Genomic DNA, 12,785 nt, shown 5'->3' with positions numbered 1-12,785 from the left:
AAGAGAACGGGAGATATAAATGCTCAATAAAAGATTAATTGCCTGTCTAGTTATTAAAAATGGGATTGTCGTCCAGAGTATTAACTTCAAACAATATTTGCCCATAGGACGACCAGAAATCGCGGTGGAATTTCTCAATAGTTGGGGAGTTGATGAAATTGTTCTGCTAGATATTGATGCAACTCCAAACAAGCGATCGCCCAATCTAGAAATGGTGTCTCGCATCTCTCGTTATGGATTTGTTCCTCTTGCTATTGGTGGTGGCATTAAAACTATCTCAGATATTCGAGCTTTAGTCCAAGCTGGAGCCGATAAAATTGCCATTAACCAGATAGCTATTGCCAATCCTACAGTAATTACAGAAGCTGCTCGCGTATTTGGCTGTCAATGTATCATTGTTTCTATTGATATGAAACGCAATCAAGATGGCGAGTATGAAGTCTTTACTAACTCGGGCAGAAAACCAACCGGTTTTTCACCTTGGAATTGGGCAAAACAAGTGGAAAGTCTCGGTGCTGGCGAGATTTTTCTCAATTCTATCGATCGCGATGGCTGTCAAGAGGGATACGATCTAGAAGTAATTGAAAAAGTGGCTAATGTTGTTTCTGTACCTGTTATTGTTTGCGGCGGTGTCGGGCATCCACAACACTTTGTAGAAGCGGCTCGTATTGAAAATGTTTCTGCTGTTGCCGCAGCTAACTTTTTCCATTTTAGCGAACACAGTATTATTACAACAAAGGCTTATTTAGAAAATACCAATATTAATGTTCGCTTAGATAGTTACGCGAATTATCGAGATTGTCTGTTTGATGACAATGGTAGACTTGCCAAGAAAACAGATGATTACCTTGAAAATCTTCGGTTTGAGTTTTATCCCAAGGAGGTTATTTGAAATACTGCACTCGATGTTTGTATCCAGGAAATCACCCACTTCACTTGACCTTTGATGAAGCAGGGGTTTGTAGCGGCTGTCGGATTCACGAAGAAAAAGATATCTTAAACTGGGAAGACAGAAGCCAAAAACTCAAAAGGATATTGGACAATTATCGGAGTTCATCTCATCGTATCTATGACTGTATTGTTCCGGTAAGTGGCGCTCGAGATACCTATTTTATTCTTCATGTCGTCAAAAATATTTATGGGATGAATCCCTTGCTCGTCACTTATAATAAACACTACAATACTCAGCAAGGATTGAGAAATCTTGCCTATCTCCGGACTTTATTTAATTGTGACTTAATCATGATGGCAATCGGTCGTCAAACAGTCCAAAAGATTACGAAATCGACCATTAAAAAGCTCGGAAGTATTTACTGGCATTGTCTAGCCGGACAAACGGTTTATCCCGTACAAACTGCCGTAAAATTAAAAATCCCTTTAATTATTTGGGGGGTACATCAAGGATGCGATCAAGTGGGAATGTTTTCCCATTTAGATGAAGTGGAAATGACTCGAAAATATCGCAAAGAACACGATTTGATGGGTTGGGAAGCTGAAGATTTAGTTGACGAAGCTGAAGATTTAGTTGACGAAGCTGAAAGAATTACTGAGGCAGATATTCATCAGTTTATTTATCCTCACGATAAGGATTTAGAAAAAGTCGGCGTGCGCGGTATTTATCTGAGCAACTACATTCGTTGGGACTCCAAAAAGCAACATGAGTTTGCGATCGCGAAATACCAATACGAAACAGCACTACAGCAGCGAACTTTTGATACTTATAATGATATAGACTGTATACACTATAGTGGCTTGCATGACTACATTAAATTTCTCAAATACGGTTATGGTAAAGTAATGGATCATGCTTGTCGGGAAATTCGCTTAAAACGGCTGACCCGAGAAGAAGGAATTCAGTTAATCAAACAATATCAATTACGCTATCCCAAAGATTTTTCTATCTTTTCTCAATGGGTTGGTATGAGTGAAGTAGAGATTTTGGAATGGGTCAATCGGTATCGAGATCCTCAAATTTGGCAACAGAATGGAATGGGAAAGTGGAAATTGCGAGACTCAATTATTAATCACAAAAACGATGTAGGTGTAGATGCTGTCCGTTTAGAAAAAGTAGAAGAATGTCAGTTTACTATTACTCCATCAAAAGTATCTAAAGAAGTGCGAGAAGATCGAGGGCAAATCTGGATTAAAGGATATGTGGATTGAGTTGATTTTAAACCATATTCTGGCCTTAAATTCTCAAACTTAAAGAACTATTCATTAGCAAATAATACTGATTATGATTCGTGAAGATTACCTTGACTCAATTAAATCTTGCTATTCCACTTGGAGTCAAAACTATTACCAAGATTACTATGGAGAAAACGCACTCTATCCACCTATTCATCGAGATTTATTGAGGCAGTTACTATTAAGTACTAACGCCAAAAATGTTCTTGATGTGGGGTGTGGTCCAGCATCTTTCCTACGGGAATTGGTCAACGATCGCATCGAACTCTATGGTTTCGATTTAACCCCGGAAATGGTCGCAGAAGCGCAAAAAGTTTTGGCTAAAAGTGGCATTCCGAGCGATCGCATCTGGCAAGGCAGTATCTTGAACCCCTTATCGTTTAAAATTTCGGGTGAGAAAGAATCTTTGCCATTCGATGCTGCGATTTGTATCGGCGTATTTCCTCATATTCCCGAGTCAGAAGATATTAATGCTATTACCAATTTACGCGATAGTGTCAAAGAAGGAGGAATCGTAGCGATCGAGGCTCGGAATCAACTTTTTTCTCTCTTTACTCTCAACCGTTATTCTTACGAGTTTCTCAGCCAAGATTTAATTCAACTAGACGCTTTGAGTCGTTCGGCTGGAGACGAAGCTCAAGTCCTTGAAGAGAATATCAATGAGTTAAAACAGTTTTTCCGTATGGATTTACCTCCCCTGCGAAAAGGCAAACAAGATGAACCTGGATATGATGAAGTGCTGTCTCGTCTTCACAATCCCTTGGTTTTAAAAGAACAATTTGCGGAGGTTGGTTTTAAAAATGTACGGGTCTTATTTTATCACTATCATTGTTTGCCACCTCTATTAGAAGCGCAAATGCCAGAATTTTTTCGAGAGAATAGTTTGGCAATGGAAAATCCCACAGATTGGCGAGGTTATTTCATGGCTTCAGCATTTATTGTGGTGGGTCGTAAAGCCTAAATTCAGATAGAACAAGCAATGATTCACGGAAACAGTTGGTCAAAATATTGTATCTGGGAACATAGTACCCCAGTGAAAGAACTTTATGCCCGTCGGTGTCGTAGGGAAGTTGAAGAAATGACTTGTCAGGCTCAAGCGGCGGAAATTCTTCAAGAGAGGGCCGTACCTGGTGATATATTACTAGATGTCGGCTGTGGGAGCGGATACTTCTATCATTCCTTGCGATCGCGTAAAATTCCCGTAGATTACTATGGTATTGATGCTGCTCCTTCTCTAATTGCCATTGGTCATCAATATTTACCGAATTTTGGCTTACCTGTAGACCGATTGCAGGTGATGCGAATTGAAGACTTCGATGGAGAGGTTGATTTTATCACTTGCATCAATGTTCTTTCCAATATTGATAATTATCATCGACCCTTAGAGCGAATGTTACAATGCGCTCGTAAAATGGTCATTTTGCGGGAATCTTGTGGTGACAAAAGCAAATATCAATACGTTCGGGATAAATATCTCGATGAAGGCTGGGATTTGAGGGTTTATGTCAATACTTATGATCGAGAAGAGATAATGGAATTCATTCGCTCTTATGGGTTTTCCGTGCGATCGCTTGTCGATCGCCGCACTGGAGGTCAGCCAGAACTGGTTATTGATTACCCCCACTACTGGCAATTTATCATTGCAGAACGACTTTAAGGACTTTTAAATAAGGAGAAACGATTATGTCTCAACAGTTTTCATACAAAGAGCGTATGAATAATGAAAAATTTCAAGAACACTACATTGCTTATCAAGAGCAATATGTTGAGCAAATTCGAGAAAGCGATCGGGTTTTGATTGATATAATTGGCCGATTAGTTTCAGAACAATTTCGCCAATATCAAGTAAATTTACTTGATATTGGCTGTTCGACGGGAAATCTTTTACTTCATATCAAAAATGCTTTTCCTCATTTCAAACTCACTGGAGGAGATATAGCAGTTAAAACAATTGAAGAATGTCAAAAAAATCCGTGTCTTGATGGAATTGATTTTCAAGTTAATGTGGATGGCTATGAAGACTTAAATACTTATACCGTCAAAACTGAATCTGGTAAGAGACTTCAGTTTCGAGGAACATTGTTCCAGCCTTGGTGTCATCTCATGGCTCAAAAAGTAAACTAATTTGTTTTAACAACCAGATATGTCTCGGATTGTAGGAGTTGTCAACGAACAAAAGAATAGCGATCGCAGAGTTTCGAGTATGTTAGCAACTCTGCAATCAAGCTACACTCCAATGGGTGTAGTCAGTTTAGAGTGGAATCATTATTCCCTGAAAAGCGATCGCGCCAGTTTAGGATGGTTAGGATGGCAAAAGCCCAATCTAACCGAGACCCATGATATTATCGTTGTTGTTGATGGCTGCATCTATAATGGCGATGAGTTGGGAACTTATGGCACTCCTGCCGAATTGATTGCCTCTCTTTATCGAGAATATGACTTTCGGGAAACGCTGTCCAAAATTAACGGTGACTTTGCCATTGCCCTCTACGACAAGCAAGAGCGAACTTTGTGGCTAGGGCGCGATCGCTTTGGGGTTTGTCCTTTATACTATTGGTATCGAGGAGATTCCTTTGCCTTTGCATCTCGTCCTCGTGCCTTACTCGCCCTCCCCGAAATCAAACCTGAAGTCAACCGTCGCTTTGTTGCCCTTTTTGCTGCATCTCACTATCGTACTTTTGATAACGATCCCCACGCTTCCCCCTACGCGGAAATTCGTCAATTACCAGCCAGCCACTATCTGAGCTTTTGCCGGGGAAAAGTTAGCCTAGAAAGCTATTGGCAGTTAGAAGAACAACCCGAGTGGGAAGATTCTCCACAGGTTTTAGCGGAACGTTACCAAGCATTATTGCTCGACTCCGTTGCCCGTCGCCTTGCTGTTGCAGATCGCCCGGCTTTTACTTTGTCTGGGGGTATGGACTCTTCTTCTGTTTTGGCTTGTGCCGTGCGCTCTTCGGGGTCTCGTCAACAGGCTTTTTCTACCGTTTACCGGGATAAAACCTACGACGAATCTGAAGAAATTAGCTCGATGTTGGAGTCTCATGTTGAGAAGTGGCATCCCATCGCGATCGATGTCCCCGATGTATTTGGCTTAGTGGAACAAATGGTTGCTCTCCACGACGAACCCGTAGCTACCGCCACTTGGCTCTCTCATTTTCTCCTTTGTCAAAACGTTCGGGAACAAGGCTTTGGGAGCTTGTTTGGAGGTCTTGGGGGAGATGAACTCAATGCAGGGGAATATGAATATTTTCCCTATTACTTTGCCGATCTTGCTATGAACGAGGAAAGCGATCGCCTCGATCGCGAATTGCGAAAATGGTCTGAATACCACGATCATCCTATTTTTCGTAAGAGTCCCGAAATAGGTCGGCAAGCGATCGCCCGCTTAACCGATCCCACAATTCCCGGTCGATGTTTGCCCGATCGAGAACGTCTCCAAAAATATATTTCGGCTCTCAACCCAGACTACTTTAACCTCGGCGATTTTACTCCTGTGATGGATCATCCGTTCGAGAGTTACCTTAAAAATCGCACCTATCAAGATCTGTTTCGCGAAACAACCCCTTGTTGTCTGCGGGCAGAGGATCGTCATGCCAACGCTTTCGGTCTCGATCGCTTTGTTCCTTTTTTAGACCATCGTTTGGTTGAATTCACCTACCGCGTCCCCGGACATCTCAAAATTGCTGAAGGTGTAACCAAGCGCTTGCTGCGGGATGCGATGAAAGGTATCCTACCGAAAGAAACGCGCCAGAGAATCAAAAAAACAGGTTGGAATGCTCCCGCTCATCTTTGGTTTTCCGGCAAAGGTCGGGAGCAACTTTTAGACTTAGTTCGTTCTCAGTCCTTTCGCGATCGGGGAATTTACCAACCTGTCGTTGTGGAAACCCTAATCGAGGAACATCAAACTGCCATTATTTGTGGTAATCTCAATGGCAATCACATGATGTTCTTGTGGCAGTTAGTCAATTTAGAATTGTGGCTGTCCAATCTATCCCGTACTCCAAACTAACTCTACAGGCACAAAATCATGTTGAATCTTCTCAAACATTTTATTAAAGTAGGGTTTTACAAAATAGGATTAGAAGTAAAACTGAGATCGTCAAACCAAAGTAGAATAATATTAGAGACCCTCGAAACAGTTAACAAAGGCGAAAATCATAAAGCCCAAAATATAACAACAAACCTAGAATCAAAACGACTGGGACAGACTGAAACAAGTGCAAGCAATTATCGGACAGCCATTCAAGGTCGAGATACCATTCTCTTTTTCTCTCCAGAGGGTTCTATCACTCCTCACTTTGCAGCCCAATGCGTTTTAGGAAAGACTTTACAAGAAATGGGTTATTCCGTACTCTTTACACTTTGTACAGGAATTTTCGAGAGATGTCCAGTCATTGATATGAAGAGACTGCCTTACAGTTTACCTCCAAACCAAAAACGCGAAGTTTGTCAGACTTGTACCCAGTCTTCTATTAAAATGCTTGATGACTATGGATTGCCAAGTATCGATCTCAGAGCATTTATTACCCCAGATATTCTTAAATACCTAGAAGATGCCTTAGAAAACCCACCGCGAGATCTTAAACTGTTTAAGTTTGATGGTATTGAATTTGGCAAACTCTGTACGATTGAGTTAGCTCTCATTGCTAAAAAACATCGTTTTGATGAAGGTATTGAGGAAGATGTTCATCAGGGTTGGCTCGAGTATATTGCGAGTAGCTTAATGAGCTATCTCCTTCTTGATAAGATTTGTCAAACTTTACCCATTTCTCGCTTGGTTTATTACTCCGATTATTCTCTAATGGTTAGCGCTCGCCTAGCGGCGGAAAAGCATGGTCTTAAAAGTTTTAAAATGCCTCATGCCAGTCATGCGAGTGTGGATCGCCGTCGCTATACAATTGTGCCGACTGTGGTGTGGGAAGAGATACAAAAACAGCGTCAAGTTTGGCCGACTTGGAAGCAATTGCATCTAACTCGAGAACAGGTTCAGGAAGTAGCAGATGATTCGATCGCTCGTTTGGGCGCTAAAAGTGTTTTTGTTTACTCCCCCAGTAAAACATTTGGGAATGCAAATATTTACGATCGTCTTCGGCTTAGTCGCGATAAAAAACTGATCGTTGCGTATACCAGCAGTATTGATGAGGTCATTTCTATGCAAATGGCAGCTCAAGCAATGGGAATCCCTCTTGATTCTTCTCCTCAACCCTTTACCACTCAAATAGAGTGGCTTGAATCCCTCATTGAATATGTCGAAAAAAGTGCCTCGTTACAGCTTGTGATTCGTATTCATCCTAGAATAGGATCGAATAAACGAGATAAAAAAGTTTCAGAATTTTTGACTCAATTACGAGAAAAGTTCGATCGCCCTTTTCAAAACAGCCGATTAATCTGGCCTGAAGATGCAATCTCTAGTTACGATTTGGGAGAGATTGCTAATCTTGTTCTCATTGCTTGGAGTAGTATTGGTCTTGAGTTTGCTCGCTTGGGCGTTCCTGTTCTAGCCTTTTCAAACGGCGTTGAGTACTTCCCCGATTGTATTCAGCAATCAACAACTGTAGATAAATACTTCCAAAAGCTGGAAGAAATGTTGAGAGATTCGTCTGGAAATCTAGAACAAATTCGAGAATCATTCTTGTGGTATAATTTACGAACATTGAGTCTATCTCTCAATTTAGAAGATATTATTCCTCATCAAAATTTTAGTAAACTGCCCGAATTCAAGATGCCATCTGAAGCTAAGGCGATCGCTGAACTTATTGTTGGAGAAAAACATATTATTGATTTGAATTTAGAACGTTTGAAGAATATGCAGCATTCAGAAATCCTTTGGGAAGAAAAAATTGCACTGCAAAGGCAGCTTCGACGTATTCTGCATTTTCTTTTCACTGGAGAAGACAATCTTGTAGATTATAAATTGCGGTTAATAGAGTCTGACGAAAGTTGGGAAGACATTCAAGAAAAATTAGTGCAAAGAATCGATCTATCTCCAACAGTTCGTTTTGTTTTTATCAATCGCGAGGAAGTCTGCTATTGGTTTAATAAACATTCCTATTCTAAGCATTCTCCTCTGTGCGCGAGGTTAGCAAGAGTGTGTTCTCATTTAAACCTTTCGTAGCTGATTTCGTTTAAAATCGTGGATAAAATCAAAATCATGTTCAATCTTCTGAAACACATTATTAAAGTAGGTCTTTACCAAATAGGACTTGACGTAAAGCTAAGATCTTCTGCCAATCAAGATACTACAGCCGAGGTTACATCTTCTTCTAACCCTTCTAGCGGTGGTAATCCTCCACAACCTAAAAAATCCTTATTCCAGCCTTATAACCCCTCCAAAGAAAGAGAGATAGATTCTGTTGACGAGGAAGAAAAAATCAAATTATCTCATCTTTTTGACTACTACTATAAAACATTTTCAGATTTAATTTTAACCAAAGGAACATATTTTTTTGGACAGAACTTTTTTCGACAATTGTTGATGGTAGATACCATTCGATATTTTTTTGTTCTGGCTCGATACATCTACTTTGTAGAGTTTTTAAATAACTTAAAAATTTATCAAACTGATAACGAAAATATTCGACAAGATATTGATGGAAATCAAGGGACAGCCGAGTATAACATACCCGGAATCCTCAATGATTTAGGTGCAGCCCGATCTCTCCGGTTGATTAAACCGTTATCTGTGATTGAAAGTTACAGAACTTTGGGATTCGCCACCCGAGGGAAAGGCGGAGGAGGGATGTTATACGATCTAAACTGCCCATGCGATGCTAAACTACTAGCCATCGGACCTCGCACAGAAGGAGAAATACTATGCTTAATTGCTCATGGATTTCGTCCGGACAATATTCGAGGACTTGATTTAATCTCTTACTCGCCTTGGATTGATTTAGGCGATATGCACGCAATCCCCCATGAAGAGAGTACGTGGGATATAGTATTGCTTTCTATGGTTTTGACCTATAGTGAAGACCCTCCCAATGTCGTTGAAGAAGCAGTTCGAGTCGTTAAAAATGGTGGATTAATTGGTGTTTCTCTCGACAATGACCCCAAGAGTAAAGCTAGAACCAGTGAAAAGTATGGCTATCCTCTTGCTTGTGCGGCTGATATCCTCAAACTCTTTGGAAATTGGGTGGATCGTATCTACTTTTCCAATGATTTGCCCGAAATGAGGAGGAATGATGAAATTTATACTGCTTCGGTCATTTTTTCTGTGCGGAAATGAGTGAAGAGAAAAATCTCCTTCTGTTTTCTCAATTGATTAGCACTAAAATTAGCTGTAGCTTGATTAATTTTGAACCCAAAGTTAACCTCTCTTAGACCTAGATCGACTAAATTAAATCGACTAAATTCAAATGATAAACTTGTTTAAACATTGGGTTAAAATGGGTTTTGACAAATTAGGAGTAGAAATCCGACTCAAGTCGTCTATTCAAAATATTGATTCTCCTGCCCAATCTAATTCCATACCAATACAGCCAAAATCTGAAAATAATTCGGGTTCAAATCCTGCCGATATTGATATAGATTCTATTTTAGCGCTGTTGGCATACGGACTTTTTAAACTACTCAGCCTACCACGAGAAGAAAGCGATCGCTTACTCGAACTAATACGCTTTAACGATCCCAATGGTTTTTCTGCTCCTCCAAACAAGGAGTGCAATGCAGAGACAATCGCGAGTGAAGTTGAAATTGGCAATATTTGTTTCAAACAAGGTCAATTTCAAGAGACACTGGCTGCTTATCAGCAAGCCTTGGGGATTTGGATTCAGCTTGTAGAAAGCGGTCAACTTCAGGAAAGTACTCGCATCCTCCAAGAAACTCTAAGAACTTCGATTCGAGAAAGTCAATGTCGTCCTCTCGATCTTCTCTCTGTTGCCGTTAGTTTAGGAATTTATAGCGAAACGGGTTCAGTATGGGAGTTTGCTCATCAAAGTAAGATTCAGCTTCATTGCCAGACCAATGCCTATTTCAATGATTTTGTTTCATGGCTCATTACTACTTATCGACCTCCCTATGAAACCTTTAAGCAAGGGGAAGGAATTCTCGGTTCTTTCAATTCAGAACGCTTAGATGCAATTAATTCTGCCATCAACAATGGGAGTTACTACATATTTCCCGATCGCCTACCCGCACAGTTATGCGATCGCTTGACGAACTTTGCTCTGACTACTCCGGGGATAGGATATCAGCAGCAAGAAACGTTACCAGAGTTAGTACTTTACAATCGAGACAATCCTCAAGTTGATGGATGTTATATTCCTGAACAAGATGCCTTAGACAATTCTGATATTCAAGGCTTAGCAACCGATCCTTATTTTCTTGCCGTTGCTCAACGTCATTTAGGAGCGCAACCCATTTTGGCTAATGTATCAATGTGGTGGAGTTCTGCGATCGACCAATCTCCTAATAGTGCAATGGCTCAACTTTACCATTTTGATATGGATTGGCTGAAGTGGACGAACTTTTTTATCTATCTAACGGATGTTACAACCGATACAGGACCTCACTGTTACATTGCGAACACCCACCATCGCCAAGCCAAACCCGAGACATTGTTAGCAAGAAGATACGTCCGAATCGCCGATCGCGAACTACAAGAATATTATCCTGAAGAAGATTTTGTAGAAATTACAGGATTGCGCGGTACGGTTATTGTCGGCGATACCCGGTGCTATCACAAAGCCAAACCGCTTAAGACTGGCGATCGCTTGATGATTAATATTACTTATGCTAATACTCTTTGGTTGGGAGGTTCGTACAAACAACCCATTCTTAAATCCGATTTTTATAATGAAAATCTTCTCACCCTCGCTCAAACTCACCCCCGAATTTTTTCCAAATTTATTAAACTTTAGCACTAAAAAATAGTTTGATGGACTTGACCGCTCCTATTAGAAAATTATCTGAGTCTCTTCCGGAAACTTGGGGAAAATATTTACTTCACTGTCTGGATGGCTTCGATCCGTATATGTTGCGATCGTACTCTCAAGAAGGAGAAGATATGATCTTGAGGCGAATTCTGGAAAAACGTACAGCCAATCAATTTTACGTTGATGTAGGTGCTTATCATCCCAAACAATACTCTAATACCTACTTTTTTTATAGTCGAGGTTGGTCGGGAATTAATATTGATGCAATGCCCGGAAGTATGGAGCTTTTTAAGCAAGAACGTCCGCGAGATATTAACTTAGAAATCCCCATTGCTAAAGAACAGAAAAAATTAACCTATTTTCAATTCAATAAACCCGCATTAAATACATTTTCTGAAAATTTAGCGCGATCGCGAGATAAAATCCATCCTTTTAAAATCATTGCTCAACAAGAGATCGAGACTTATCCCCTAAAAATGATTTTAGAGAAGCATTTGGACTCTAGCAAAACCATTGATTTTCTATCAGTCGATGTGGAGGGATTAGATTTAGAAGTTTTACAATCTAATGATTGGTCAAAATTTCGTCCCAATATCGTCTTAATTGAAATCTTAAGCAGTTCTCTACACTCAATCCAAGATTGTCCAATTTATCAATATCTTAGCAAACAAAACTATCATATTTATGCAAAAGCATTTCATACGGCATTTTTTGTCAGCGATGAATATTTAAACAAATTTCTCCTCTAGCTACTTTTATATGAAACTCTAAGACATGACAAACAACATAAACTGGTAACTACAAATTCCTAATTCCTATTTGTTTGATTCTCTTCAAACGCCCTGAAACTACGCGAAAGTATGGGAAAGGATTCGCCAAGCAAAACCTCCTAAATTATTTGTTATTAGTGTTTAGCCGCTCAGTCGATAATAGAACAAGTCGATTAGGAGTGCGAAGTATTCAAAAGTTATTCCGATAATAACTTAGGATGTCGTCGTCGTATCTCAACAATTTATTGAGGTCGCTGGAGCAAAATAATTCCATCTCGCTTCAGTAATCCAAGATCGCCATCTATAACTGACCAACCTATGTCTTCAGCTATCTGTTTCATAGTGGATTTTGAATTACGAGGCCACCAAATTTCATCATCTGATGTTTCTTTGAAATTAAGAGGAACTCCTCCTTTTTTCCAGCCAAATATTTCGAGTTTGTTCCAGTCACCATATTGATGACAAGCAAAACCTTGAGGCTTTATTTTGGGCAAGGCATGAGCAAGTATTTCTTGAATATGCTCTATGTTATTGTGACAAAGTACGCCGAAAGACCAAAAGAAATCAATTGAGTTATCCTCAATACAAGAAAAGGTACGATCATTAACTTGATAACATTCCAATCTTCCCTGATAGTTTTGAGGCTGTAGCCATTCAGTGACATTTTGAAAATCAACAGTAAGCAATTTTCCATTAGGAATATATTTCAGGATCGCTCTAGACCACGAACCCGAACCAGGGCCAAGTTCTAGAACCACTGATTTTGTAGTAATATGAGGCAAGATAGCACGATAAAACACGCGACGATACGAGCCTCCGCTTTTTTGCTCATCATTCCGTCTTCGTCTATCGGGAATAAGTGAGAGGATATTCCCACTACTGTAACCATAGTAAAACTCTTTCTTTAACCAATTAATTGTTGGCATTTTTTTCCTTGAACAAATCTATAGTTTTG

11 protein-coding genes are annotated in these 12,785 nt (G+C 40.0%); 10 read left to right on the top strand and 1 reads right to left on the bottom strand.

The window, feature by feature from the left end:
• Window positions 1–19: 19 nt before the first annotated feature.
• The 10 genes from JUI58_RS28125 (at window position 20) to JUI58_RS28080 (ending at window position 11,809) form a co-directional block, all read left to right on the top strand.
• The gene (locus tag JUI58_RS28125; RefSeq protein ID WP_204106202.1) at window positions 20–892 is read left to right on the top strand and encodes an imidazole glycerol phosphate synthase cyclase subunit; all 873 of its coding nucleotides are present in this window, start codon (window positions 20–22) and stop codon (window positions 890–892) included.
• Window positions 889–2,163 carry an N-acetyl sugar amidotransferase gene (locus JUI58_RS28120; protein ID WP_204106201.1) on the top strand — a complete coding sequence of 425 codons (1,275 nt, stop codon included), beginning with the start codon at window positions 889–891 and terminating at the stop codon, window positions 2,161–2,163. Before JUI58_RS28125 ends, JUI58_RS28120 begins: the two co-directional genes overlap by 4 nt.
• 73 nt (window positions 2,164–2,236) lie before the next feature.
• Entirely contained in the window at window positions 2,237–3,148 is a 912-nt protein-coding gene (locus JUI58_RS28115) for a class I SAM-dependent methyltransferase (RefSeq protein ID WP_204106200.1), read from the top strand.
• Between the two features lie 18 nt (window positions 3,149–3,166).
• Window positions 3,167–3,844 carry a class I SAM-dependent methyltransferase gene (locus tag JUI58_RS28110; protein WP_204106199.1) on the top strand — a complete coding sequence of 226 codons (678 nt, stop codon included), beginning with the start codon at window positions 3,167–3,169 and terminating at the stop codon, window positions 3,842–3,844.
• A 26-nt stretch (window positions 3,845–3,870) separates the two neighbouring features.
• Window positions 3,871–4,311, top strand: coding sequence for a class I SAM-dependent methyltransferase (locus JUI58_RS28105; RefSeq protein ID WP_204106198.1), 441 nt, complete (start codon window positions 3,871–3,873; stop codon window positions 4,309–4,311).
• 19 nt (window positions 4,312–4,330) lie between these two features.
• Window positions 4,331–6,196, top strand: a complete 1,866-nt coding sequence (locus JUI58_RS28100) for an asparagine synthase-related protein (RefSeq protein ID WP_204106197.1) — start codon at window positions 4,331–4,333, stop codon at window positions 6,194–6,196.
• Window positions 6,197–6,214: 18 nt separating this feature from the next.
• The gene (locus JUI58_RS28095) at window positions 6,215–8,302 is read left to right on the top strand and encodes a hypothetical protein (RefSeq protein WP_204106196.1); all 2,088 of its coding nucleotides are present in this window, start codon (window positions 6,215–6,217) and stop codon (window positions 8,300–8,302) included.
• Window positions 8,303–8,320: 18 nt separating this feature from the next.
• On the top strand, window positions 8,321–9,412 hold the full coding sequence (locus tag JUI58_RS28090) for a methyltransferase domain-containing protein (RefSeq protein ID WP_204106195.1): 1,092 nt from the start codon (window positions 8,321–8,323) through the stop codon (window positions 9,410–9,412).
• A 130-nt stretch (window positions 9,413–9,542) separates the two neighbouring features.
• Complete coding sequence (locus JUI58_RS28085) at window positions 9,543–11,045, top strand: tetratricopeptide repeat protein (RefSeq protein WP_204106194.1); 1,503 nt, start codon at window positions 9,543–9,545, stop codon at window positions 11,043–11,045.
• Window positions 11,046–11,062: 17 nt separating this feature from the next.
• On the top strand, window positions 11,063–11,809 hold the full coding sequence (locus JUI58_RS28080) for an FkbM family methyltransferase (RefSeq protein WP_204106193.1): 747 nt from the start codon (window positions 11,063–11,065) through the stop codon (window positions 11,807–11,809).
• A gap of 263 nt (window positions 11,810–12,072) precedes the next feature.
• Here the strand turns inward: JUI58_RS28080 and JUI58_RS28075 are convergent, their stop codons facing one another.
• The gene (locus JUI58_RS28075) at window positions 12,073–12,756 is read right to left on the bottom strand and encodes a class I SAM-dependent methyltransferase (RefSeq protein WP_204106192.1); all 684 of its coding nucleotides are present in this window, start codon (window positions 12,754–12,756) and stop codon (window positions 12,073–12,075) included.
• Between the last annotated feature and the right edge of the window lie 29 nt (window positions 12,757–12,785).

This window comes from Spirulina sp. CCY15215 (genome assembly GCF_016888125.1).
Classification (GTDB): Bacteria; Cyanobacteriota; Cyanobacteriia; order Cyanobacteriales; family Spirulinaceae; genus CCY15215.
Note: the sequence above shows the minus strand (reverse complement) of the source record. Positions and strands in the feature narration are given on the sequence as shown.

Bases quoted from the DNA above. Each gene is read 5' to 3' on its own strand.
- JUI58_RS28115 (WP_204106200.1), top strand. From the start codon at position 2,237: ATGATTCGTGAAGATTACCTTGACTCAATTAAATCTTGCTATTCCACT.
- JUI58_RS28080 (WP_204106193.1), top strand. From the start codon at position 11,063: ATGGACTTGACCGCTCCTATTAGAAAATTATCTGAGTCTCTTCCGGAA.
- JUI58_RS28110 (WP_204106199.1), top strand. From the start codon at position 3,167: ATGATTCACGGAAACAGTTGGTCAAAATATTGTATCTGGGAACATAGT.
- JUI58_RS28125 (WP_204106202.1), top strand. From the start codon at position 20: ATGCTCAATAAAAGATTAATTGCCTGTCTAGTTATTAAAAATGGGATT.
- JUI58_RS28075 (WP_204106192.1), bottom strand. From the start codon at position 12,756: ATGCCAACAATTAATTGGTTAAAGAAAGAGTTTTACTATGGTTACAGT.
- JUI58_RS28100 (WP_204106197.1), top strand. From the start codon at position 4,331: ATGTCTCGGATTGTAGGAGTTGTCAACGAACAAAAGAATAGCGATCGC.
- JUI58_RS28085 (WP_204106194.1), top strand. From the start codon at position 9,543: ATGATAAACTTGTTTAAACATTGGGTTAAAATGGGTTTTGACAAATTA.
- JUI58_RS28095 (WP_204106196.1), top strand. From the start codon at position 6,215: ATGTTGAATCTTCTCAAACATTTTATTAAAGTAGGGTTTTACAAAATA.
- JUI58_RS28105 (WP_204106198.1), top strand. From the start codon at position 3,871: ATGTCTCAACAGTTTTCATACAAAGAGCGTATGAATAATGAAAAATTT.